Here is a 25,415-nt window from a genome sequence, read left to right as displayed (position 1 = left end):
ATGCTGCGCAGACGATTCGGGAACTCGTAGGGTAAATCACCTACGTCAAGCTAAAGCGATAAATTCCGCTATCATCCGACATTACAAGATTGAATCAAGATTCCAATGCAGAATATCATCATCATAGGCGCCGGATTTAGCGGAACACTGACGGCAGTGCAACTTATTAGAAATTCGTCAGGGCAATCCATCAATGTCACGTTAGTAGATCGAAACTGCGACATGGGACGCGGAGTCGCTTACAAGTCAGACAGTAAGAACTATTTTTTAAATGTGCCCGCTGGAAATATGAGCGCTTTAGAAGAGGATCCAAATCATTTTATTGAATACTGCAAAAAATACAATAAAAAAATAGTCCCTAGCAGCTTTGTCAGCCGAGCAATCTACGGTGATTATTTGGAGCAACTATTATCAGACAATGAACGGTCTCTTGATGGGCAAGTTGTTATCACGCGCGTCTTCGGTGAAGTCATTAGCTTAAGTGCAGGGAATGGGACAACACCGCCATCAGTGACGTTTAAAGACGGAAAAAAATTGACGGGAAACAGTATTGTTTTAGCGACCGGAAATTATCCCCCGCAAAATATACAAATTTTTGACCGTACATTCTATTTGAACGAAAAGTATGCAAACGATCCTTGGCAATTGAAGACAACAACGATATTCGACAGAACCGTGCCCACCTTACTTATCGGCAGTGGATTAACAGCAATTGATATATGTACAAGCTTGCTGCACAAGCCTGGAAACGAAAAGATTTACCTAGTATCAAGACATGGATTACTTCCTCAATCTCATCGTGTTTCTCTTCCGACATATAAAACGGACCAATTTACCAAACCGATACTAGATGGGTTGAAAACTTTACGAGCTCAGCTTCGCGCAACGCGGCGGCAAATTCATATCGCATCTTCTGGCGGCGCGGATTGGCGCGAGATTATCAATTCAATATGACCGCACTCTCAGAAAATATGGAAATATTTGCAAGTTAAAGATAAGTTACGGTTTTTAAGGCACCTACGTCCCTACTGGGAGGTTTATCGTCATCGCCTCGCGCCAGAGCCCCATAAAAATTTTCAGCGAGCCTTTGAAGAAGGGAAGGTGGAAATCATCGCCGGAAGAATTATCGATTTTATGCAAATAGATACCGAGAATATTAAAGCTATCATTCGATTCAGGCATAGTAGCGAGAATGTACAGCTCAGGATTGGCCAGGTTATTAATTGCACCGGCCCATCTAGTAACCTGACTCAAATCGACGACGAATTGATAAAGAACCTGTTACAGAAAAATATCATTCTTCCAGACCCGCTGGGTCTAGGCCTGCAAGTAAGTGATCAACTGGCAGTAATGGATCGTTTCGGCAATCCCTCAAACAATATTTTCTATATTGGACCTTTGTTAAGAGCTAAATACTGGGAGGCAACTGCCGTTCCTGAGCTACGCGTTTTTGCACGTCAACTTGCAATTCACATCTTAAATCTAGGGCTCGGCTCCGCTACAAAAACCTAAGAAGGCGAGCAAAAAAATGTCGATATTCGAAATTAGATGTTGAGTCAATATTGAAAGCCTCCGTGATCAGGGAAGGGAAGTATGGAAATCAACGGCAAAGTTACCTCAGTCAACGAAGCAATACAAATTGCCTTAGCTCATCATCAGACGGGAGATTTTTCAGCCGCAGAGAATATTTATAAACACATCCTGGATGTTGATGGGACTAACTCCGCTGCTTTGCATTTGTACGGCGCACTTGCTTTACAAAGCGGCAATGTAGAATTTGCATACGAATTAATGAGCCAGAGTTTGCAAATTAATCCTGACCACGCTGAGTTACATTGCAATTTTGGCGTGGCTTTGAAAATGAAAGGCCGCCTTGCGGAAGCAAAAGCAAGTTTTATCCGGGCGCTGGACCTGAAGCCAGACTACGCTCAAGCTCATAGTAATCTTGGAACGATTTTCCATGAACAAAGAGAATTTGATAAGGCACTTGCAAGCTTTAAAGCGGCGATTGCACTGGACCCAGAAAATGGAGATTCGTATTTTAACCAAGGGCTCACTTTACACAGTCTGCAGAAATTACCTGAGTCCGTCATAGCGTACCAGCGTGCATTAGCGCTCAAGCCTGACAGCGCCTTAGTCCACACCCAGTTGGGTACGGTCTTCCGAGAACTACGACAGTTCGACAATGCAGAAGCGGATTTTCGTAAGGCCCTTCAAATTGATCCCAATTTCGCAGGCGCGCATAACAATTTAGGCGAACTTCTTCGGGACAAGGGGCAACTGGAATTGGCGCTAGAGAGTTACCGCCGGGCTCTAGATATACAGCCTGATTTTTTTGTCGCGAGGAGTAACTTTCTTTTTACCAGCAACTATTTGCCAAAAGCACTTGCTGAAATACAGCTAAGTGAGGCCAGGAATTTCGGCGAATTAGTAAGGTTTTATGCTCACCCCTTTGATCAATGGCCTAACTCTCCCAACCCTCACCGAAAATTGCGAATAGGGCTAGTATCGGGAGACCTCCGAAGCCATCCAGTTGGCTTTTTCATAGAAAGTATCCTGGCCTCACACAAGCAAGACGGATCGGGTACCGTAGAGTACATTGCCTATTCAAACCACTATTTGGATGACGATATTTCCAGGCGAATTCAGGGATATTGCCATGACTGGAGGCTAGTTGAAGGAATATCGGATGCGCGCTTGGCGAGACAAATTCATCATGACCGAATTGACATACTAATCGATCTTTCTGGCCATACTGCACGGAATCGTTTACCCATGTTTGCCTGGAAGCCGGCCCCGATTCAAGTTACCTGGCTCGGCTATTTCGCAACAACTGGAGTTCAAGAAATAGACTATATACTCGCAGATCGCTGGAGCCTTCCGAATGACGAGGAGCATCATTTCACCGAAAAAGTGTGGCATTTGCCGGAAACACGTTTATGTTTTTCTGTACCAAATGAAGAAGTACCAGTATCTGCGCTGCCTGCTTTGGTAAATAATCACATTACTTTTGGTTGTTTCAGCAACCTAAGCAAAGTGAATGATATGACCATTGCACTGTGGGCGGGATTGCTGGCCGCAATTCCCTATAGCCGGCTACTCCTCAAGTCAAGACAACTTGACGATCTTGGCATGCGACAGAAAACGGTAGGGCTATTCGCCAGCTATGGCATCACCGCAGACAGGCTACTCTTAGAAGGGGCAGTACCTCGCAAAGCCTATTTTGCGGCCTATCATCGCGTCGATATCATGTTAGATACCCTCCCTTTTCCGGGTGGAACCACTACGATCGAGGCCTTATGGATGGGAGTGCCCGTATTAACTTTGGCTGGAGAGAGCTTTCTAGAACGCCAAGGAGTAAGCCTTTTAATAAATGCCAACTTACCTGATTGGATCGCAATAACGCCGGATGACTATATAGCTCGCGCAATTTCTCATGCTAGCAATCTACAACAACTAGCAAATTTGCGAGGCAATTTGCGACAACAGCTCCTGACTTCAACGTTGTTTAACTCGACGCGCCTTGCCTTCAAGCTTGAAGTTGCCCTGCGGGGTATGTGGGTACGTTGGTGTGACCAGCCTAGCCAGCAGGCATAAGCCACTATTAGTTATCTGCTCATTTTGCAGCAATTAAGAAATGCATTGCAATTTAATCTAAACAAGCTTTTTTAAAAGTACAGTTTTCCAACTATACATATATTTTATATTTGGTTGCCGAGTAAGTTCATCAGCGGTCCAACGTGTTTCTCATAATGACGCCACCGCTCGACAGAAGATTTACTCATTTTCTGCCTAACCTGCCAGATGCTTGCCGTATTTACTGTGCGCTCACTCTTGTGAAATTCCATACAGCGTTCCTCCCAAGGCAAATCTACAAACTCTAGCATCTTGCGCGTCCAAATTTCCTGATCGGAAACCAGTTCCTCATAAGGAACCTGAAGCAACACATTGTCAGGCAGCACCATTTCCCAATGAGCCATCATCCGTCTATATTCAGAATAGTAATGCGCTATATCGTCTAAATCATTGGAGTATGTATGCGAACTGTCGAAGTGTTGAAAATAAATCGATAGGCAAGTATCTATTGGATTGCGCTGCATATGAATAAACCGGGCCTGAGGAAATACGGTATGAATAAGACCGAGAAACAAAAAATTATGCGGCATTTTGTCAATTACCCGCAATGCACTACTAGAGAAACTCTGCAAAAGTTGCAAATAATCCGAACCCAGAATTTTCACAATTTCTTTATTTAATTGCCCCTTTAATACAAAAGGGTCAAAATTAGATAATGCAGTTTTCCAGTATGTCAGTTCGCCAGCACCAAAGGCAGCGGTGTGAGACGACAGTATTTGTTCAGCGAGAGAAGTTCCTGACCTCGGCATACCTATAATCAAAACTGGCCTGTTTGATTGACTGGCCCCTTCTTTCTTTACTTCCACCCAATTTTTGTCATAAACCCGCGACAGTAACCGAACAAGACCCTCTTGATACTTGCGGTCATATTTCTGTCCATACTGAGCCGTCAGGACATTGGCCCGGCTGAAATTTTCGAATGCCGCATCGTAAGTTTTTGTGTCATCAAAATATTTTCCCAATGCGTAGCGCAGATAGACCTCCTTTTCGGGCGGCAAATGACTATCAACCAAACCTTCGACGGTTTCCAACCAGTTCGCATCCTTATCGCCCATCTTTCGCATACGGGCTATTGCAGCCCAGGCTTCAGGCATAGCGGGATGAACCGCGATAGCTTTTCGAAAGAAAATTTCAGCCTCGACGAAATCTCCTTTTGCCGCCACTACTTCACCCATCCGTACGAGCGCGTCGGCATGGTCAGGCACAATTTCCAAAGCTTTCCGGTAACTTGCCTCTGCCTCTGCATTGCGCAGTTGCTCTTTTAGTACAATACCCAGGTGGATGTGCGCGTTCAAATGTCCAGGGGAAGCGGATAATACTTGTCGAAAACAAATTTCCGCATCCACCACCCTGCCTTGCCTATGTATTGCACATCCTAGATTAAAGCGGATCTCCACGACGCTAGGGGCCAATAAGACAGCCCTTCTCAAGTCGCTCTCAGCCTCGCTAAACCGTCCGAGTGCAATAAGCGTAATACCGAGGTTGTTGAGAACTTCGGGGAAATCCGATTCGCGTGCCAATATGCCATTATAAATATTTGCTGCCTCATCCCATTTTCTCTGCGCATGCAAAATTGTGCCGAGCTCATTGTTATAGGGTATCGAGTGCGGGTTGGAACTTAGCGCGTTTCGGACATAAATTTCCGCCTCTTGATAACGACTAAGCTCTTTCAACGTACAACCGAGATTAAATTGAATCTCCGCTCGATCTGGCTGCACTGCCATCGCTCTACGAAAACTACGCTCTGCCTCCGCAAGTTGTCCGTGTGCCTTAAAAGAAATCGCCAAATTGTTATGTGACTCCTCATCAGATGGGTCGATTTCCACCGCGCGCCTCAAACTTATAATTGCCTCAGCCAATCTACCCTGCTGATATTCTAGTGACCCTAATATTTTCCAGGCAGTGCCATATGCAGGAAAGTCGGACACTAGCGCCCTCGCAAGTCTTTCAGCAACCGCATATTGGCCCGCGTTAAACAACGCTATCAATTTTTCAATATGAGTTTTCTGCTGAATAAGTGAATCCAATCTCTTATTTGCTTCTACATCTTCTGGTCTAACGCAAACAACGTCGCGATAGAGGCGCTCCGCCTCCTGAAGCTTCCCCGCTTGCTGCAACGCAATTGCTCGTTGGAGAATTTCTTCCAGGTTAATTTTCAACGGAGGTGCATTCATAAATGAGCGTGCTAGGCAGAAAAAAAGAAGAACAAATTAAACCGGGCTGATACTGAATACTGATCAAATTATTCCGAGTTGCCGCCAGACAGGGACGACATCAACCAAGACCTTTTCAACGGTAGCGACTAACTCTGCCATATGTTCATTTTCAGTCGCTATCGCCTCCCCATTTCGGGTTAGTCGACGTCCCTGCTCGCTAAGCAAACGTGAAATTCGTAAAGCTATGGATGTAGCGTCGATTTCGTTCCCGGACCTCTGTAGCGATAAATATACCAAGCGCTCAACAAAAGTGGCGTGTATTCCATTTGCCAATAGCGGAGAGACCAGTACTTGAAACTCGTCATTGAAGGATGCTTGCTCAGCCAAAGCGCGATTCATTGAATTCGCCACGTCCGACGCAGATGCTTGGTCCAAAAAGTATGGAGAGGCGTGGCCGGAAGCAGTCAGGATAACCGCTACTTCAGCGAGGCTGGTCAGGGTTTGGTCAGCCAAAGTTGGCAAAGCAAGTAGATCGAGCAATGAATGTGGCCGCTGTGCCAATGCCTCAAGTATCGGCAAATACATTTCCTCCTTGGCGCTCACTTCTCCAATTGATAATTTCATTTTCAAACTTATCCGATGACGTGGCGCAGTCAAGGCCAAGCCTACGCGGCGAAGGCAATTCTCACGCCGAGCTACTGTCATTGTCCTAGCGCCGCGAACGAATACATCTTTACGGAATGCGGTGTTCATGAAATAGTCTTTCATGGTTTCACGCAGCGCCGCATCAGAGATCTCTCCAAGCAATTGCTGTTTTTCCGGCGTAAGATATAAAATCGGGAATGCTAGAGGCAACTCTGCAGATCCAACATAGTTAAGCTTAGCACCCGCCATTTCGCGAGCAACATCTATGTAATACATGGGTTGCCAATGCCTGTGCATATATTCGTGGACGAGATAATTCGTATTGCCTGTTCTTAAAGTTTCCAGTCTTTTGTCTAAATTAGGGTTTTGTACAAAATATCCTGCGTTTAACTTCATCATGCGATCTACAAATTTTTTTGCCTGATCCATTTGTAGATCACTACGATTGGGGTGAAGATCAGCATGCTCGACTAATAATCTCTGCAACGGCTGTGCCGCAGACCAGCCAGGCAAGGCGTTGTAACTGAGATAAACGATACCACCTGGCTTCAAATAGCGCCCAACAAAATCGACTATATGCTGCCGATTTTCAGCCGTAACCCAGGTATAAATGCCGTGCATAGTAATGAAGTCGAATTGCGGTAAATCCGCGACCTTGCCTTGAGCCAGATCAGCAAAGCTGTTCTCCAGTAAGGTTAGATTCGTCAATTGCGCAGCTTCGGCCAATGACCTTGCCCCACATACGTGGGCAGGATTAAAATCTGCAGCGTAAAAATGCCCCTTGGGATTCGCAGCCGCTTGCACATTCGCGGTCAGACCGCGCCCAAACCCAAGTTCAAAATAGGTAAACGGTTTATCAAGAGGAATGGCCTCAAACCCATTTAACAAGCAAACGAAATTTAAATAACCTGGACTTTGTTCTCTGTAAAATCCCGCCGTGTACTCAATATCTGACGCATATCCTGCTGTCCAGTCCATATCTCTCTTCCGATTATCGCAATTAGTCTACGTTTCAAATACCGCGTAGGTTAGCACTATCCCCTACGTGTTTTTATTAAAATACTTTGTAACATCAGTACATATTTGCTTCACATTCAAAGGATGCCGCGTGTCCGCAATAGCTGCAGTACTAACTCTACGGAGGAGTCAAGACTCAAAGTCCCGGTATCGATCACCAATTCAGCCTCTACAGGCTCTTCGTAAGGGGAAGATACTCCGGTAAAATCTTTAACCACGCCGCTCCGAGCCCGTTTGTACAAACCCTTTACGTCTCTAGCCTCACATACGGCAACGGAACAACTACAATGAATTTCCAAAAAATCGTCTTTAGCGACCAGGCTGCGAACACGCTCTCGATCCCTTTTATAAGGGGAGATAAAGGCAGCAAGAATAATTATTCCGGCATCGAGAAACAGTTTTGCGACTTCGCCAATCCGCCGGATATTTTCACTCCGGTCACTTTCTGAGAATCCCAAATCGCTGCAAAGTCCGTGCCTTACATTGTCCCCGTCCAAGACATAGCTACTGGCACGAAGTTCGTATAATCGTTGCTCAACCGCGCGGGCTAAGGTCGACTTACCAGCCCCCGACAAACCCGTAAACCATAATATGATGCTACGGCGTCCATACAAACGCTCACGATCGGCTCGAAGTACCAGGCCATCATGCCACACTAGATTGGATGAACTATCCATTATTAAGCTCGGCCCAATATTGGTGTTCGATGTCTTGAATTTCGGCGAGCAAAGGCTGGATATACGGGGTCCATTTTTTCCACCTGCCTACTGATGTCTGATACATCGGTTCACGCACTTGCGCGACGCTGGCCGTCATGACTGGACGCTCTGTTTCATGGAATTTCAATACGCCTGGATCCCATTCAAGTCCACACCACGCCAGCAATTTTCGCGCTGTTTGCTCCGGGTCAAGAACAACCTGTTCGTAACGAACCTCCATAATACGGCCCGGAAGCACACTGCGCCAATGCTGCATTAAGCTCCAATAGCGTTGATATGTTCGGCCCAAGACTCCCAAATCATAGCTCCAATATTGCCTAGCCGAAAATAAAGTCGTATAGCACGAAATACATGTATCGATAGGGTCGCGCCTACAATGAATAATGTAGGCATTGGGAAAAAGCGCCAAAATAAGCCCTATGTTCAAATAGTTTGCAGGCATTTTGTCGGTAAAGCGTTTTCCCTTAGCCAGGGGAGAAAATTCATCTACTTTCTTCAAATAAGCCTCGGCACGCTCTCTAAACGTAGCGCTTGCAGGTAACTTATTAGCTGTTTCAAATTCCAGCAGCCATCCACCCGGTATGACAGCGCCATCAAGTACTTCATTAATAAAAGTCAACTCACCCATGGCTGCAACTTCCGGGTGGCTAGCAAGCATCTGCTCAATGAGTGTCGTACCTGACCTCGGCATGCCCAGAATAAATATGGGCCTGTCGGACTCCATGCCTGCGCACTTGAGCGTTTTCAAACAATCTTCCGTCATACATTCCTGAATTGCTGATTCGCGCGCAATATCATCAGCTTCATTGTATTGAAAGATCATCGCATGATTAAAAGCGCCTACTGCATAGCTGCCTGCTGCCGCAGCAATATCGCCGGTATCCTGATATGCTTTTCCGAGCGCATAAAATAGTTGAGTACGTGCATTCCCATGTATCCGATCAGCTTGGTCCTCAATTTGTAGCAAATGTTTAAAAAATGGTTCCTCTTTTTGCACTTTGCGCAATTCAACTCTACTGAGTAGTAAATGCGCGGAAGTAGGCTCTTTCTCCAGCGCGCTATCGTAGCAATGAATAGCTTCATCTATTCGACCCAAAGCGCTTAAGGCCACCCCTTTGATCTGCATTGCCTTGTCAGTGAAGGCCCCAAGTTCCATTACTTGTTCTATCAGTACAATTGCGGCCTTAGGCTGTTGAAGATTATTCATGCAAATGGCCATGCCCATTAACGCCACCGCGCTTGAGGGATTAACTTTAATGACATCCTGGTATATTTCCAACGCTTCTTGAGACCTCCCCAGTCCTACATGTGCCCAGGCCAAATTACACATGATGCCGTCATGACCCGGAACAAGGCCATTCGCTTTTAGCAACACGGTCCGCGCTTCGCCAAACCTCAGTCCGCTAATTAATATACTGCCAAGATTTTCCCACCCCCTCGCATCTTTCGGTGATATCTCTGCCGCACGCCTAAAACATAATTCAGCTGCTATATGTTCATTTTTTTCTAAATAGCAAGTACCTAAACTACTATAAAAAATAGCTTGTTCAGGGTTTATCGAAATGGCGGTATCAATACTGGCGATAGCACTATTCAAATTGTGCTCAAGCCCATAAATACACCCTAGTAAATGATGGGCATCTGCATTGCGAGGTTGAGTCTGCAACACGCACCGATATAGATTTTTTGCAGTCTCAATATCACCTGCCTGTTGCTTACTAAGTGCATCTTTCAATAAATCTGTGATATTTACAGTACTCAAAATTGATCCGATGGGGTGCTTGTAGTAAAAAACAGATTATATCGAGATAGATGAGCAAAATATAGAATGATTCGACGTATTAAAATCGACTACAAATCAAATAAAGTGGGAGCTCACTGAAAAATTCATAAATTATATGAATAACAGATTAGTACAGGATATTGAAGATAAAAAAGCCAGGCTTACGCCTGGCTTTTTTATTGGAACACTAATCGAATATCAAACTTCGACATTCAACACTACATCGTCAAATGGCTTTTATAAGACAAAGCTACTCGACAACATTGATGATTAGCCGTGCAGAGTCAGAACACCTGCAGCTGCTGAAGTCGCAGAAGTGAAGGTATGATTACCCACCAATTCAACGATTGTGTCGCCAGCTGCATAAGCGGAACCTGTTGCGCCCGCTTGTTCCACGAAATACGTGTTACCTTGGAAAGTGAACTCACCAATAGAGTGTTGTGCCAAGTTGCCACCACCAGCAGCCAATACACCCGCAATTGCACTCGCCAATGTCGTTGGATTGGCACCGAATGTGTTGATCTGAGCAACGGTGTAAGCAACGATCGATCCAGTAGCGCCTGCATCGCCGCTAAAGGTGATAGTGTCGACGCCAACATCATTGAAGCCAGTGATAACCGCTGTCGGCGCAACAGTAGCAGTTGTAGACGCGCCAACTGTCACGTTATCCACAATCGTAGTAGCGCTATGAGCACCAAAAGTTACAGCTACGTTACCACCAGCGGCTTCGATTACCGAGTTGTGGCCCGTACCCAGAACAACTGTATTAGTTGCAGTAGCACCAACAGTTACTACGTTGTTACCATTACCCAAAGTGATGTTGACAGCTCCGGCTGCGGCCGTATCAGTTACCACGTTATTACCGTTACCCAGAGTGACACTATCGGCATGAGTCGCGCCAGTGACGCCAGCCAATGCCAAGCTGATGTTGGCATTATCAGACGCGCCAGCAACAACGATACCATTTGTGCCGTGGGTGATTGTACCGAAGCTGATGTTATCAGTTCCGCTCAGAGTCAAAGAAGTCAAGCTCGTATCAGTAATACCGCCACCGAAAGTAACTGTACCTACACCACCTGCTGCAGTACCGCTTGTAGCATTTACTGTCAGGCTTGCACCTGTCAGAGCAACGTTACCAGCGAATGTCAAACCACCTGTACCAGCTACGTTCAATGTCGACAAACCAGCATCTTGGAATGCTGTAATCGTATTGGCACCGGTAGCATTGGTAGTAACACTCAGAGTACCGATACCAAAGTGAGCATTATCTTGCAAAGTCAACTGATTGACAGTGAAACCAGCGGTATTGGAAGCAGCACCTAATGTCAGTGCCAGCTTATCAGTCAGGCCAGCAGAGTCAGCTGTTGAGTAGACAAGCGTGCCAGCGAAAGCACCATCAATCGTCAATGGGCTACCTGCGGCGACGTTCAACAGTTGAACTGTGTTAGTTGTTGAGTTCGCCAGCACGTCAAAGCCAGTGAAGCCTGTCAGCTTTGTCATATCAAACGCTACAGAAGTAGTAGCAGCAACACCCGAACCGATACCCAACACCTTAAAGCCAGTTACAGTACCCAGATAAGCTGTGGCTGTAGGAGCCACAGCACCATTCCAGATGATTTCTTCGTTTGCAGAGCCGTTACCAGTTACTGTCTTTGTTGTTGCAGCACTGATTTCAACAACGTCAGTGCCAGTACCGGTGGATGTGAAACTAGTATTTGCGCCAAGAGCAATATTAACACCAGCAGCACCGCTCACGGCAACTGAAGTAAGGCTTGCTGGGGTAGTTCCCAAGATCAGTTGTTGAGTACCAGCAACGTTCAGAGTTTTCAGGCCAGTGTCGGTAATTACGCCGATCGACGATGCCGTCGTGCCACTAGTAACCACGTTCAGAGTTGTGATCTCATTGTGAGTATCAACAAAGCTTGTCGCGGTCAAATTATTGGCATTCAGCGCCAATGTCGTTACCGTTGGTGTGGTCAGGTTGTTGGAAACTGTTGTAACACCACCAGTACCAGACAGGTTCAACGTAGTCAGCGCATTGTCATTAACAGTCAGCGTGCCATAATTAGCCACGGATACGCTAGTGATTGTGCCTGCTTTAGTTGCGCTTGCGGCATTGACATCCGAAATAATAACGTTGCCATCGACAACACCGGCAACTTTGGCACCGGCCGTTGCTGCGGCTGTTTGGTTCACTGTCACGGAAGTAGTTGCCGCCGTACCTACTACGGTAACGTTACCGCCACTGATAGTATTGTTGACGGCGCCCGCCAGATTTGCGTTGATCGTTACTGATGAACCACCAGTTACGTTAATCGCATCAGCAGTATTATTAGTTGTGGTAACGGCTTCATTTACAGTGACTTTTACAACACCTGTTGGCGCTGTTGTCGTACCTACGTTGATTGTGCCACCGGCAGTGACGTTATTGGCGACCAGCGTAACATCGGAACCACCCTGGATGGCTTCAGTCGCACCAGCTGCTGCAACGTCTGTCACAACGACAGCTGTTGTATTTGCTGCTGTAACAGAGGTGCCACCAACGTCAGTCACAGTCAACGAAGTCAAGCCAGAAAAACCTTGGATGCTTGCAGCAGTATTGACGGCAGTAGGCTCGCCAGAAACCAGAACCAGATTTTGGATGTTAGAGACAGTAATACCTGCAACACCGCCAGCAGTCCATGTACCACCTGTGCTCAGATCCACTAATTTCAATGTATTGCCTGTAGCGCCTACTGTGCCGTTAATTGTATCACCAGGATTAAATGTAGTAGTCACGCCTGCAGCACCGTGAGTAGTACCGGTGATTACATTGTTGTTACCCACTACGGAAATGGTGTCAATATCAGCCGTCAACACAGTAGTTGTACCGACAGCTACGTTAGCTGCAACGATTGCATTGATCGTTGCCGGAGCTGAAGTTGTCGCAGCTGTCGCTGTCGTAGCATCAACCACTGGGCTCAACCAAGCTTTAGCTGTAGCAAAAGCGGCTGCACCGTTGTAAGCAACAACTTGTGCGCCGGTAGTCATGTCAGCAGTAAACGCCGCAGCAGCAGCTTCTTTGGAAACTACCGCAGTCGCATCAGGACCAGTTGCACCGGCCAAAATAGCGATAGCCAGCTTGCCCATGGTCATTGCACCAGACTGAACTTGGCTTACCCAGTATTGCAGGCCAGCCAGATCCGGACCATGGTTAAACAAATTTAAATAAATTTGGTTAACGACTTGTGTTGTATTCAATCCAGTGAAATTGGATGCGTATTCTGTTTGCAGCGCAAAATTGTTTGCAACACTTGTAATTGATTGACCTTTGTTGTCAATCTGATCGACCCAGTATGCCAGACCGATTTGGTCTGCTGGGCGATTAAAATAAGCGATGTAGAGCGATTGTACGGTGTTAGCAGTAGTCATTTAAGAACTCCTAGTTACGATTAATAATATGCGAAGCTTGCCATAGACATCATCTACTCGCATTTGGCAGGCAGATGATGTCAGATGTACCGATGTTGAAGATGTGACGGAAATCACATTCCTCAAAAAAACCACAGTCTTTACGATTTGGCCAAGTTTAAAATTTGCCAACTTGAGATTATAAGGTCTGCGGATAAAAGTTCTCAAACATTTTCACGGGCTAAGCAAGCAAAAGGGGAGCAAGGCATAATCTAGACGATAAGTGAGTTGTGAATTATTTATTTACCCTCGAATGTGGCATAAAAAAAGATCCCAGAGGGATCTTTTTTTATGCCACACATACTTCAGGATTGTTACTTCTGCTTAATCCAATAAGTAGCGCCAGACGCCAAATTATTATCATCTAGCCTCGTCTGAAAAAGATATGAGGCAGCGCCACCCTTCTCCGAACTCAGCACACCATTTACCAACATGGTATTGGGTATAAAATTCAAAGCTCCGAATTGACCGTCACCGTAAACTTTTCCTTGGGCATGCTGATTATAGTGCTGCCCGCCATTCACCAAATCGAAACTTGTACTAAACGTAGTTTTTGCGAAGTCTATTGTTAAAACAGCATTTTCGAGACTGGCTGTGTTGATTGTATTTGTTTTCGAATTATTTACGTATACCTCACTATTTTGCAACGCAAAGCCAGCCGTACCTGTAGTAGGAAGTTGCCATTCTGTATTTTTTATCTGAAACAAAGCAAAGTAATCGTTACGTGCTATGAATTTGGATTGGTTGAATTGTTTATTAAAGTCCACATTCGAAGCCTGCCCCAATACACTCACCCATCGCCCCCAAATGATGTTGGCAGGAACGTTCGTATCTGATGGGGAAACGGGCGGCAAGACAGGAGTTACAGGCGTAACTGGCCCAACGGGAACAGCACTAATCTCGGCAGCTATCGCCGCAACCTTTTGAGGATCCAGATAAACTTCAGGTGCTGCAGCATTCACTCCGCTGACACTATTTGAAGCGCCCCCTGCCTTGCCCCCAGTTGGCTCGTCCGACCTTGGCGGGGCGATCACATCAGGCGCAGCACCAGTACTTTGCAGCAGTTGCGGCTTATTCTGGCCGCGGCTGATCTGCACCAACTGGTCGCGCTGGCGGGCAAACAACTCCACGCTGGCGCCACCTTCGCAAGGGCCGGTGCCTTGCGGCGCGCAGGCGCCGCCAAAACCACTGACAATGACGCCACCATAGCTTACTGCCACGCGGGAGGTTTCCTGCGTAGTGAATACGGTGAAATCGGTACCGCGCACGCCAATTGCCGCTACAGGCGTATTAAACCGGAAATTTTGCCTGGCCTGCTTGACAGCCTCGCCAGAAATGCTGCGGGCCACGCCATTGAGCAGTTCCAGCTTGATATGGGTGTTGGAAGGGTCTTTCTGGTCTACATGGTAGCTGACGATGCGCGCACGGCTGTTGGGGCGCAAGATAAAGAAGCCGTTATCGACCGTCTTCAAATAAAGATAGCCGTCAGCGCCGGTGCTCAGTTCGGCCCCTTCATTGACCGCAGCATTCAGCGCAACCTTCTGCCCACCGATTTCCGCCTTGCCGGCGACGAAAACGATATGCCCCGCCTCGTCAGCATGCGCCATGGAAGCAGCACTGCATAACAGCAGGGCGAAGAGTTTGATTAAATAGTTCAGCTTGCGCTTCATTGCGGGTCCTTTGCAGCCTTACTCCAGCTATTCTTATGGAACACGCGGGGAGCAAGCAACACGTAAGAGGGTCTTGCAAAATCCACTTGCCGATAGCCGGAATAACGGACAGGCGATATAGGGGATTTAGAATGCCGACGAAACAGCAACTGATATATAAAGTCCCCGCCTCTGCGATTATCCGCTTATCAGCACAACAAAATGTGACAACAGTCACATTTTTACATATTTATTGTAATATACCATGCTGTGCCAATTGGTTTTGTGCTTGAAAAATTTTAGTGCATCATTCGTTTTCTTCCCAGCAAATACTTTACACTTGCAAACATTTGCATAATTAATAATTTTATTGTGACTCACCTTCTTAAGGCAGCACTTAAGTCATGCCTGCAAGTCAATAATTGCACTGCAATGCTGGCGACGCTCCATGAACTTGCTGCCTAAGCTACGCACCTTATCCATATCTGCCGCGCCGATCTGGCTATTGATGGCCGTCTGCGCAGTGTTAATTTCTGCCATTTTTCAGTGGCAGCCGCCCTCCGTGGGCGTTTATCCCGGCGACGAATGGCTGAGAGACAGGTTCGTCAGTTGGCATGCGAGCGACGAACCGGAAACCCGCTTGACACTGGTTGATATCGATGAAGCCAGCCTTGTCAAAATCGGCCCATGGCCTTGGCCGCGGGAACGCATTGCAGAACTGATAGAAAAATTACTCTCCGATTATGGCGCGCGCGCTGTCGCACTGGATTTATATTTCCCCGAATCGGCAGATGCCGAAGGCGACATGCGCCTCGCTCTGCTGGCACAGCATGGGCCAGTGGTGCTGGCCCAGGCATTCGACTATGGCAATGCTCCTCTGCGCAACGGCAATCTGATTACCGGGCAAGCAGTTAACGTCAAGACTTCCCCCGCAAGCGGACAAGCCAGCCCGGCTGCCAGCGGCTACATGGGCAATCACGCCGGCTTGGCGGCAGCGCAGTTTGCCGGCAATATCGGCTTTGTCCACGACGCAGACGGCGTGCTGCGCCATATTCCGCCGCTTACACAATTTGAAGGTATGCTTTATCCCACCCTATCAAAGGCTATTTTCGACTGCTGCGCAGCGAAAAATCCCACTTCCTTACCCGGTAGCGCTACGCTCAAGGCATCCCCTCTGAATAAGGACGGGTATATTCGCATTCCGTATAGCCGCAGTATGGCTGCCTACACCGTCATCAAGGCGGCCAGAATACTGGACCAGACTGCGCCTGCAGAATTTTTGCAGGGCACGCTAGTACTGGTGGGTTCATCCTCACTCAGTCTGTCGGACAGGGTAACCACACCTTTCGGGCCCAATACCAGCGGCTTCCTGGTGCACGCCCAGGCACTATCAACACTACTGGACGGGCAGGTGGGCTTGCTGCCAAAAGCCTTGCCCGGCCGCTGGCTGGCGCTGCTGTTTTCTCTGCTGGTCGCGGGACTGGCGGTGTATACCTTTCCCCGTCTATCGGCGCTGTCCAACGCACTCATCCTAGGCGGTGCGTCTATAGCGTGGCTCGGCATTGCCTATGCACTTAGCCCTCACGACCCTTTCTTTTCCCCAAGCGGCCCGGTATTGTCCAATCTATTTTTGCTGGCATTTGCCGTGCCGTTTGGCTGGCAGGTATCTCAAGGGAAATCGCGCAGGCTGCTGGGGACCTTGCAACAATACGTTGCCCGGGCGGTGGTGGATGAGCTGTTACGCAGCGACTTGAAAGACCCACTGGCGCCGCGCCAATCCCATGTCACCACGCTGATTGCTGATATGGAGGCCTATACCACTCATGTTGAAAGCTTGCCGGTGGCAGACGCGGCCAAGCTGACGCGCGACTTCCTGGAGTGCCTTACAGGACCGGTGCTGGACAAGGGAGGCACGCTGGACAAATACACCGGCGACGGCCTGGTGGCATTCTGGGGAGCGCCGCTACCGATCACAGACCATGCCGATCTGGCGCTGGATGCCGCCATCGCCATTGTCGACAATGTGCGCAAGCTGAATGCGGATCAGCACAGGCAAGGCTCCGCACGTCTGCGGGTCAGGATAGGTATAGAAAGCGGTATCGCCATGGCGGGCGATTTCGGCACTTCCTCCCGCAGCATTTACACTGCAGTAGGAGACAGCGTCAACGTCGCCTCGCGCCTGGAAGACATCGCCCGCGATTTGCCGCATGACATTATCATTGGGCAGGGCACTGTCGATAATGCGCGCAGGCATACATTCCAATTATTAGGGGACAGAATGTTGAGGGGCAAGGAAAATCCAACCACGCTGTTCACGGTGGAGATACCTGGATGAGGGGATTAGCTGGCGGATGGCTGCGCGCATGTCTGCTGATGGTGCTGCTCGTTGCCGGAGCCAATCTGCCTGCCCACGCGCAAGGCGATGCGGGCAATGCAGATTTTGAAAACCTTTATCTGGATGCGCTGCAGGCACTGAGCGAAAGGCGCCTGGACGATGCCAAGGCATTATTTACACAATTGATAGAAAAAGTACCCCAGCACGCGGGCGCCTGGATGGAACTGGCCGTCATGCAATGCGACCTCGGCAACAAGGCAGAGGCAGAGCGCCTGTTTCAGGGCTTGATAGACCGCTATGCGCCGCCGCCGGCCATTCTGGAAATCATCAACCAGCACCGCGCCAGCGGTTGCAATGCCGCGCCACCCGCCAGCCACTATTCATTTACGCTGGACAGGGGCATAGACAGCAATGTCAACCAAGGTGCCAGCAATCCTAATTTCACGTTGGGGGCGGGCACGCCGAACGCGATTGATCTTCAACTTCTGCCTGAATTTTTGCCCAGGCAAGACCAGTACACCACTATTTCTGCCGATTATATGCGTGAAGTATCCTCTAACGGCAGCGTAGGCTTTGCACAACTGCGCGTACGACAGTACGATACGCTTTCGCAATACAACACCATCGCGCTTGCTGCTGGATTTGAACGTCCATGGAGATTGGGGAACTGGGGTCTGCGTACCACCGGCATGCTAGGCCTTCTGACGCTGGACGGCCACCTATACCAGAAGCAGGAATTGCTGCAGGCCAGGGTGACGCCGCCGCTGAACCTGCCTGCTGCCATGCAATTCAGTGTCGTGGGAGGCTTGACCCATTTGCAGTATCCGACGCAGATCAACTACGACTCCAATATCTGGGAATTAAGAGGCCTGTTGTCGTATCAGAGCGATAAATATAATCTCCAAACCAGCCTGGCGTATATGTCGGACCTTGCCACCGGCCCACGCCAGGGGGGTGACCGCAATGGCTGGTTTGCCAGCGCGCAAGGCCGTACTCAACTGTATGGAGATATCATCGGCGAACTGGGTTGGACGCGCCAGATATGGCAAAATGAATTGGTCTACTCACCCGGTTTGATCAACCAAGAAAGGCACCAGGATACGCAAATTTTCCGGGCGGCGGCTATCTTCCCTGTCAGGCAGCGCCAGTCGGTACAGATAGAATTGCGTAATGTCAGCAACAAAGAAAATATTTCGCTGTTTCAATACAATAGCAAATCATTGCAGGTAAGCTGGCGCTGGCAAAGCCTTTAACCATAATGCAATTTGCATAATTCATACGCATCACGCAAGGCGAAATCATGTATCCGGAGTTATTACTATTTATCTTGGCGTCTACGGCAATCTGTGTCGGATGCCTGATTCCCGCGCGGTGGCTGCCGCCATTGCGTCACGATAAGTGGATGCACTTCTTTGCGTTCGCAGGTTTGTCTGTACTGGCCAAACTCGTCGCGGGTACGCCGAAAGAACTGGCATTGTGGTTTTTTGGTTTATTATTGGCAGGGCTGACAATAGAGATCTTGCAAAACTGGGTCCCTGGCCGCAAGTTTTGCTGGAGAGACATGGCTGCCAATACCGCAGGAATTTCCTTGATCGCAGTGGCCTCCTGTTTTTGAACTTGTCTCCCTCCGCGAGATATAACCGGATTTTATGTAATTAATGACAGCAACCAACAACGAAGTCGCTCTGATCACACATGCCCCTGCACTATTGGAACAAGTGCAGACTGCGCCTGAGCAACTCCAAATCAAGCTCCATATTCAGGGAAAGGTTCAGATCAAAATCAATCAGATTACAATCAATCTGAGAAAAATTCCATTACTGGAGAACCTGACCGACGAGGAAATGACGAGGGTCAAGGCAGAGTTACGAGTCAGGCAATTTAACAAGCGCGACGTCGTATTGCAAAAAGGAGGCCTGGGAGATAGCCTGCTGTTTCTGCTGTCAGGGCAACTACAGGTAGTGGACGTGACCGAGGATGGACGTGCGATAGGTTTGCGCATGCTGAATGAAGGAGATTTTTTCGGTGAAATCGCCATCATTAATGGATCGACCCGCTCCGCTTCGGTGGTCGCATTAAGTAATGTGCTCGTCGGTTTTTTGCCTAGCGCCACTGCCTTGCACCTGTTCTCGCATTCTCCCAATGTCGCCAATATGATGCTGCGCCACCTGGCAGATAAAATCCAGAGAGACTCAGAATTCCGCGCTCTACTCAGCATCAACAACACCTCACGGCGAATCTATGCGTTCATAGAACTATTTAAAAAAGTCGCACCTGGCAACCTGGAGGTTGTGGAAAACCTGCCAACGCACCAGGACATTGCGATGATGATCAACACCAGCCGGGAAACCGTCACGCGTGCTTTGCTCAGCCTAACTCAGCAGGGCATTATAGAAAAAGATTTGCATCGGCTGATCATCCGCAAACCCGAGGAACTACAGAAGCTGGCTTTGGGTAACACTTAAAATATATACGGATAGTACGACGCGGACGTTCTTCCACCGACCATCAAAAATGCAAATTTTGACTCTTGATTTCCATCAGAAGAGGAAAATTCGCTCCACCCAAAAATTAAATTTGGCAGTCCGGTTAAAGCATACCAATGCCATCGTCTATCGCATTGGCTATGCCATCAATTATATTCAACAAGCGTGCCGATAGAGCCGGCCACTGCCGGGTTTCGCGCCAGGATTTTGCCTGCCTCGCCTTTTCGGACAGAACTTGCTGATTCTTGAGCAAATCCGATATCCCGTCCATCAAGGAATCAGCATCGGTTCCAGGCAAGACGTGCACAGCATCAGCAACATCATGGAAGATATTTAGCGGAGTAACTGCAACCGGACGTCCGGAGGCCAGTCCCATGCGAACAGCAGCGCTGGACGACTCCTGCGTCAACTGGTATGGATAAACGATCAGGGCGGCACGCTGCAACAAAGCCTGACTCTGTTCATCCTCCAGATAATCCGAAATGATCGTGACACGGTCGCCTAAGCGAAATTCATCGACCAGCCGCTTGCAGTCATTCAGTTCATGTTCGGACTGCGGAATCGGATATAAGGAAGTCACCAGCAATAAATGCAAGTCGGAATCGCCTTCAGCAAGCTTGCTGAAAGCCTGGATGAGCGGCTGCATACCTTTGTGAGGCAACAAGAATCCGTAGGCCGCTATCAATTTTTTATCCTGCAGACGCAACTGCATATCTCGATGCAGGATGGAATTTTGCAAGGTGGGCATCAAGCCTTGCGGAAAGAACACAACATTGTCGATAAGGCCAATCTCTTTCAACCGGTTCAGGTCATCTACGCCATGGACATATAAACGATTCGCCACCGCGAGATCTGAGGCAATACTGGAAAGCGATATTGTGTAGCCGGGCCTGATAACATCAGCGGTCGCATGAAAGAAAATATGCACGGCAATGCCGGACTGTTTCAATCTGCGGATCAGTCTAGCCAGTACATCCAGTGTGAAGAAACCAAAATTGTATTGGATCACTACCGCCCCGACACCCTGCTCAATAATATTGTCATAGGCATAGTCGAGATTGTCATCCGAACCCTCGTCCCAGCAACGGAAAATATTCTCACAGTCGCTGGCGGTACGTTCCGGCTTATGTGCCGCCAATACGACAAGGCGGTCTTGCGGGACGCCACAGGTTAGGAAGGAAGAGTATGAGGCCACACCGCAGCGGGCGTTCCATGTGCTGATCCAGCCTATGCGAGGCTCGTTGCGAAGCAAGGGTTGACGCGCTAGCGCATTGACTGCGGCTGCAGTGCGCGTGGCAACATGTTCCCATTTAAAATTTTCCAGTACACGCTTTTTCGCGGGAACCGTGCGCGCCAGTCTTTGCTCTTCGGAACTGTCATGTACTTCGGCAAGCAGGGAAGCCAGATGACAGACATCGGGATCAGCCCATACGGAGTGGGTGTTGCCAAAATGAGAGTCGGACTTGGCGAAACGGTAGTCGCACATCCATGCGGTAGTATCGTCACAAAAATCGTTCTGACCGCTCCAGGCAGTAGTAATCACCGGCAGGTTCAGCAACATTGCTTCTGCCATCGGCAGTCCGAAACCTTCACCGCGACTGGGAGCCGCGAGGGCGTCGCAAGCCTGGTACAAGCCAGTCAGTTGCGCTTGAGAGAAATCGTCGCTGATAAGCTGCACATGCGGAAATGAAGGGTCTTGCAAGCGCAGCTTATGTAACTGCTGTTCTACGTCATTATGCGGATTAGGGAAGGTCTTGATAACCAGCGACACGTCATCGGTATCGCGGAACGCCCTGCCATACGCTGCCAGCAACGCATCGACTCCCTTGCGGGGAAAGCACGAAGATACATGCAAGAATCGGAAGCTGCGCCAGCCTGCCGTGACCTGATGCGAAAGAGGCTCGGCAGGCGCATCCAGTAAATGATCAATCCCATTGCCGACCACCGCTATCGGTACTCGTACACCATTGTCTCGCAGAACCTTGCCGACAAATCGCGAGACCACCGTGATCAAATCCAGCTTGCGATTGAAGGCATTGACATACTCTACAGGGAAACCACTCTCTTCCCATCCATAGGAATGAACGACACGTATTCTGCCGTGCATGTCGTCCAGATACGGCGGGTAACAGTTGCGCAATACAACGTCAGGAAGAAAGCCGGCTTTTTCTGAAGGTGTCAGCATCAGGGCAACGTCAGGATTTTTTTGCAGAAAGGCGTGGTCGGGAACAAAATCGCCTCCGCCTTCTCTGCTCCTCAGCATCATAGGGAACCCCAGGCCACGCAGCGAGCGAGCTAATTCTCGATTCACAATGGCCAGACTGTAACTGGAATCAAACGGCCCTTCCATCTGCCATCCGGGACCGGTTTTAGCGTGTTCATCCAACGAGTGAATGACAGGCATGTTCACACCGATATGGCGTAGAAAATCGCTTAGCTGTTGCAGCACCCGCTCTCTTGAAAAGCGCTGGACATTGCGCCGCTGGCCTTCCAGCATGCGGCGGCGCAATCCAGGCTCGCTCAACACCAGGTGAACCGCCGCTGCACATTGTGCAGGAGAATCACCTTCGTCCAGCAGCATGCCACTACTACCCATGGTGGCGCTGACACCGGACCCTGCACGCGCGATCACAGGCACGTCATACAGCATCGCTTCTATCAGCGGCATGCCAAAGCCTTCATGCTCGCTCAGGCTCACGTAGGCATCGGCACAGCGGTATAAGGAAGCAAGGCATCCGTCAGAGACCTTACCTGTCAATACAACCTGTGCATCCATTTGCCAATCGTGAATGCGTTTGCGCACCAATTCCAGATAGGGTTCACTGGTCACGCCGCCAACCAGGATCAGACGTACCGGATGAGATGAAAGCTGTCTTAACTCCAGCAGCATTTCTATCAATTGCATTTGGTGCTTATGCTCACAAATGCGGCCGACGAACAAAATATTATAGGCATCGCCGGGAAGTGAACATGCCTGTTTTTCAGGCGTGACGGCGAGCATGCGGTCGATATCGACCAATAGCGGAATAGACTCCACATTACTGTAACCAGCCTGACGTAATTCAGCACTATTCAAATCAGAATCGCCTATCGCGCCCAGATATTCAGGGGCCCACTGAACAAGTTGTTCACGGCCCAGCACGCTCAACCCCGGCAATTCATTGTCAGGCAAAAAACGGGGTGGAGTGATGTTGTGGTACACCATGACTTTACGTGTACCCAGTTGCTCAAGCCACGCGCAATTTTGGTAACCCAGGCTATGATGCGCAAGCAGTAGATCATCGCCCTGCAATTGCAGCACACTCAGATGTTTAACCTCATGACGAAGGTCGTCTGGAATTAGCTCGCAATAGATTTCCGACAAAAAACCTAGTCCTCTCAGCAGGCTACGAGTAAAAAACATCCCGTTACTGACACCGTCCCCCTTGCCACACGAAGGACTGAATTGATGTATCGCCTTCGTTTCCATCACTTCCATCCAATCACGGCATAATCCTGGGGGCCGAACAGCGCCTTGTTAACCGCAGCCTCTACATCTGTACCTCCATGTAATTGATGGTCTTCGGGAAAAGGGTGCAGGCGCAGGATTTCCGCTTTTGAAAAACCGCGCTGCCTTGCCATGAACTGCGCCACTTGAGGCACGATAGGATGCAGGTGCGTAGGATCGTAATAGAAGTTACACGCGCCCACCATCAGATTTTCAGGATTGGGGGTTTCAAAAATAATGACTCCTCCAGGCGCCAGCGCATGAAGTGCTGCATCAAAAAGAGCAATCAGTATTTCAAACGGCAAATGTTCTATGATGTGAAAGCCTGTCACTGCGGCGATACTGCCTGCAGGAAGCTCTCTCAGATAGGCGATGGCATCGTCGCAACGCGCGGCAAATCCGCGGGCCAGGCATGCATCCACCATCGCAGCATTCATATCGACACCAGTGGCAGGAATATGCTGCTCATCCATCAACTCCAGCCACTCTCCGCGCCCACAGCCAACATCGACCACTGCTAAACGTTCGTTTTTGGGCTGATTCGAGATATGCTCCAGATAGGGGAGGTAAACCTTCAGGCGCTCTTTGATATCTTCTCGCGTACCACGAAACAGAGCTTCAAATTCAACATAGAAGCGATCATGGTCAAAGTCTTTGGATGTTGCATGCACTAAAGAACTTTGGCCGGAGCTTGCATTTTCAGCTCGGGCCTGCCAAGCCTTTAGCTGATCTGGTGTTAATTCGGTATGCTGGCTGTGCAAAGCCTGTTCCAGAGCGCTTATCCTGGCCAGCAAGGCGATCTCCCTGGTCTGTTTTCTCGTGTCGGCCGCTTCGTTTTCGCGCATAAGCTGGTTAACGGATTTCAGCTGCCTGCCAATCTGGAGGCGATCAAGCTTCATCAACCGATCACCAACATCAAGTGCATCGTAGCGCTGCAATCGCAGGCCTATTTTTAATGCATTTAATTCATTAACCTGGTCTGCCACTACTTGGTGGAGGTGCATTAGCTGATCATGCTTTTGCGTCAGTTGACGCAAAAGCGTATCAAGAACATCGGCTTGGCGATGCAAAGAAATGATCTCCTGTCTCATCCTAGGTAAGCGTAGCAATGCATTGCACCATGCCAGAAAATATCCCAGCCCTGGGAATAAACGGACACGCTGCTTAAGACTTAATCCCGATTGCGCAAAAAGAAGGTAACGCGATGCGGTATGGTGCGAATCGGCGATACCTGGTTTTTCTGCGACAGACTGCGGCACGGAATGCGACGGCACATTTTCAACCGGCTTATTTTCCAGCGTCAGATTTGTATTACCAGTAGCATTGCTATCTTGATCGACAGAAACGAGAGTGGCGGCATATTCACTATGAAAGCCCGTTTTTTTCGGGAGCTGAAATTCGGCGCGGCGCCGATGAAAACTTAAGTGTTCAGCTTTTTTGGAAAGCTCTGCAGCATCAAAGTCGGAATTATTTTTAATCGCCATATTATTGTGTTTGTATTCGCATCACAGCCCAAGGGTTTACGCAGAGACAAATTCTGTGAAGGGAAAGAGTATGTATGTGAACTTTGGCGTCACTGTGAATCAGCTTGCAAAGCAATTAGTATAAATGAACTCACGCTGTACTGTGGAATCGCTTCCAAGTACCGCTAGAGCAGCAGGTTTGCCTGTATCGCCGGCATTATGCATATGAATCCTGTTATTGTAAAATATATACCACTCGGTAAGCGGCTTGCTTGCAATGCCCCAAACCGGTACTATTTTGTTCAATTTTTACAGATACCGGTTTTAGATTCTGTATTCAGCACAAACTAACCATTGCTGATTTACTGAGCTGGTTCATGCAGTTCAACGGCAAATGAAGTACGTCTTTCACCGACGAACAATAAAAACCTTCACAGACTCATAGAAAGACCCCCCCATGTTACTCCAAGCAGTGATTTTATCGGGCGGTTCCGGCACGCGCCTGTGGCCCCTGTCCCGGGAAAAGCATCCAAAGCAGCTGCTGGCGCTAGTCGGCGAAGAAACAATGCTGCAAGCCACTGCCACCCGC

Annotated in this window: 16 protein-coding genes; 8 read left to right on the top strand and 8 right to left on the bottom strand. The window is 48.7% G+C overall.

Translation table 11 applies throughout. The features are described 5' to 3' along the window. Positions 1 to 105: 105 nt before the first annotated feature. The 3 genes from ACO0LO_RS23260 (at position 106) to ACO0LO_RS23250 (ending at position 3,597) form a co-directional block, all read left to right on the top strand. Complete coding sequence (locus tag ACO0LO_RS23260) at positions 106 to 954, top strand: FAD/NAD(P)-binding protein (RefSeq protein WP_422967884.1); 849 nt, start codon at positions 106 to 108, stop codon at positions 952 to 954. 27 nt (positions 955 to 981) lie between these two features. Continuing rightward, entirely contained in the window at positions 982 to 1,512 is a 531-nt protein-coding gene (locus ACO0LO_RS23255; RefSeq protein WP_422967882.1) for a hypothetical protein, read from the top strand. An 81-nt stretch (positions 1,513 to 1,593) separates the two neighbouring features. After that, on the top strand, positions 1,594 to 3,597 hold the full coding sequence (locus ACO0LO_RS23250) for a tetratricopeptide repeat protein (RefSeq protein ID WP_422967880.1): 2,004 nt from the start codon (positions 1,594 to 1,596) through the stop codon (positions 3,595 to 3,597). Positions 3,598 to 3,701: 104 nt separating this feature from the next. On the opposite strand, the gene ACO0LO_RS23245 is transcribed toward ACO0LO_RS23250, so the two are convergent. From ACO0LO_RS23245 to ACO0LO_RS23220, 6 genes are all read right to left on the bottom strand, one after another. After that, on the bottom strand, positions 3,702 to 5,810 hold the full coding sequence (locus tag ACO0LO_RS23245; RefSeq protein ID WP_422967878.1) for a tetratricopeptide repeat protein: 2,109 nt from the start codon (positions 5,808 to 5,810) through the stop codon (positions 3,702 to 3,704). Positions 5,811 to 5,873: 63 nt separating this feature from the next. Continuing rightward, entirely contained in the window at positions 5,874 to 7,415 is a 1,542-nt protein-coding gene (locus ACO0LO_RS23240) for a class I SAM-dependent methyltransferase (RefSeq protein WP_422967876.1), read from the bottom strand. Positions 7,416 to 7,531: 116 nt separating this feature from the next. Beyond that, positions 7,532 to 8,134, bottom strand: a complete 603-nt coding sequence (gene cysC, locus ACO0LO_RS23235) for an adenylyl-sulfate kinase (RefSeq protein WP_422968216.1) — start codon at positions 8,132 to 8,134, stop codon at positions 7,532 to 7,534. Continuing rightward, positions 8,124 to 9,935, bottom strand: coding sequence for a sulfotransferase (locus ACO0LO_RS23230; RefSeq protein WP_422967874.1), 1,812 nt, complete (start codon positions 9,933 to 9,935; stop codon positions 8,124 to 8,126). Before ACO0LO_RS23230 ends, cysC begins: the two co-directional genes overlap by 11 nt. 291 nt (positions 9,936 to 10,226) lie before the next feature. Beyond that, on the bottom strand, positions 10,227 to 13,367 hold the full coding sequence (locus ACO0LO_RS23225; protein ID WP_422967872.1) for a DUF4214 domain-containing protein: 3,141 nt from the start codon (positions 13,365 to 13,367) through the stop codon (positions 10,227 to 10,229). A gap of 353 nt (positions 13,368 to 13,720) precedes the next feature. Beyond that, entirely contained in the window at positions 13,721 to 15,076 is a 1,356-nt protein-coding gene (locus ACO0LO_RS23220; protein ID WP_422967870.1) for a FecR domain-containing protein, read from the bottom strand. Positions 15,077 to 15,503: 427 nt separating this feature from the next. Here ACO0LO_RS23220 and ACO0LO_RS23215 point away from each other — a divergent pair, with 427 nt between their 5' ends. The 4 genes from ACO0LO_RS23215 to ACO0LO_RS23200 are packed head-to-tail and all read left to right on the top strand — an operon-like array spanning position 15,504 to position 19,855. Beyond that, positions 15,504 to 17,390, top strand: coding sequence for a CHASE2 domain-containing protein (locus ACO0LO_RS23215; protein ID WP_422967868.1), 1,887 nt, complete (start codon positions 15,504 to 15,506; stop codon positions 17,388 to 17,390). Further along, positions 17,387 to 18,643, top strand: coding sequence for a tetratricopeptide repeat protein (locus tag ACO0LO_RS23210; protein WP_422967866.1), 1,257 nt, complete (start codon positions 17,387 to 17,389; stop codon positions 18,641 to 18,643). The genes ACO0LO_RS23215 and ACO0LO_RS23210 overlap by 4 nt, the downstream gene beginning before the upstream one ends. Positions 18,644 to 18,690: 47 nt before the next feature. Beyond that, positions 18,691 to 19,005, top strand: coding sequence for a VanZ family protein (locus ACO0LO_RS23205; RefSeq protein ID WP_422967864.1), 315 nt, complete (start codon positions 18,691 to 18,693; stop codon positions 19,003 to 19,005). Between the two features lie 43 nt (positions 19,006 to 19,048). Continuing rightward, positions 19,049 to 19,855, top strand: a complete 807-nt coding sequence (locus tag ACO0LO_RS23200) for a Crp/Fnr family transcriptional regulator (RefSeq protein ID WP_422967862.1) — start codon at positions 19,049 to 19,051, stop codon at positions 19,853 to 19,855. 124 nt (positions 19,856 to 19,979) lie between these two features. On the opposite strand, the gene ACO0LO_RS23195 is transcribed toward ACO0LO_RS23200, so the two are convergent. Next, positions 19,980 to 23,345, bottom strand: coding sequence for a glycosyltransferase family 4 protein (locus ACO0LO_RS23195; protein WP_422967860.1), 3,366 nt, complete (start codon positions 23,343 to 23,345; stop codon positions 19,980 to 19,982). Further along, complete coding sequence (locus ACO0LO_RS23190) at positions 23,345 to 24,847, bottom strand: methyltransferase domain-containing protein (RefSeq protein ID WP_422967858.1); 1,503 nt, start codon at positions 24,845 to 24,847, stop codon at positions 23,345 to 23,347. Before ACO0LO_RS23190 ends, ACO0LO_RS23195 begins: the two co-directional genes overlap by 1 nt. A 436-nt stretch (positions 24,848 to 25,283) precedes the next feature. Here ACO0LO_RS23190 and ACO0LO_RS23185 point away from each other — a divergent pair. Further along, positions 25,284 to 25,415, top strand: a 132-nt coding sequence (locus ACO0LO_RS23185) for a sugar phosphate nucleotidyltransferase (RefSeq protein ID WP_422968215.1), incomplete at its 3' end; no start/stop codon positions are given.

The sequence above is a fragment of the Undibacterium sp. TJN25 genome (assembly GCF_049339885.1).
Taxonomy (GTDB): Bacteria; Pseudomonadota; Gammaproteobacteria; order Burkholderiales; family Burkholderiaceae_D; genus Undibacterium.
The sequence above is the reverse complement of the archived record's forward strand: the minus strand, read 5'-3'. Positions and strand labels throughout refer to the sequence as shown.

Excerpts from the sequence above, each read along its gene's own strand:
- ACO0LO_RS23205 (WP_422967864.1), top strand. The coding sequence starts at position 18,691 with ATGTATCCGGAGTTATTACTATTTATCTTGGCGTCTACGGCAATCTGT.
- ACO0LO_RS23260 (WP_422967884.1), top strand. The coding sequence starts at position 106 with ATGCAGAATATCATCATCATAGGCGCCGGATTTAGCGGAACACTGACG.
- ACO0LO_RS23215 (WP_422967868.1), top strand. The coding sequence starts at position 15,504 with ATGAACTTGCTGCCTAAGCTACGCACCTTATCCATATCTGCCGCGCCG.
- ACO0LO_RS23240 (WP_422967876.1), bottom strand. The coding sequence starts at position 7,415 with ATGGACTGGACAGCAGGATATGCGTCAGATATTGAGTACACGGCGGGA.
- ACO0LO_RS23245 (WP_422967878.1), bottom strand. The coding sequence starts at position 5,810 with ATGAATGCACCTCCGTTGAAAATTAACCTGGAAGAAATTCTCCAACGA.
- ACO0LO_RS23195 (WP_422967860.1), bottom strand. The coding sequence starts at position 23,345 with ATGGAAACGAAGGCGATACATCAATTCAGTCCTTCGTGTGGCAAGGGG.
- ACO0LO_RS23200 (WP_422967862.1), top strand. The coding sequence starts at position 19,049 with ATGACAGCAACCAACAACGAAGTCGCTCTGATCACACATGCCCCTGCA.
- ACO0LO_RS23225 (WP_422967872.1), bottom strand. The coding sequence starts at position 13,367 with ATGACTACTGCTAACACCGTACAATCGCTCTACATCGCTTATTTTAAT.
- ACO0LO_RS23220 (WP_422967870.1), bottom strand. The coding sequence starts at position 15,076 with ATGAAGCGCAAGCTGAACTATTTAATCAAACTCTTCGCCCTGCTGTTA.
- ACO0LO_RS23210 (WP_422967866.1), top strand. The coding sequence starts at position 17,387 with ATGAGGGGATTAGCTGGCGGATGGCTGCGCGCATGTCTGCTGATGGTG.
- ACO0LO_RS23250 (WP_422967880.1), top strand. The coding sequence starts at position 1,594 with ATGGAAATCAACGGCAAAGTTACCTCAGTCAACGAAGCAATACAAATT.
- ACO0LO_RS23190 (WP_422967858.1), bottom strand. The coding sequence starts at position 24,847 with ATGGCGATTAAAAATAATTCCGACTTTGATGCTGCAGAGCTTTCCAAA.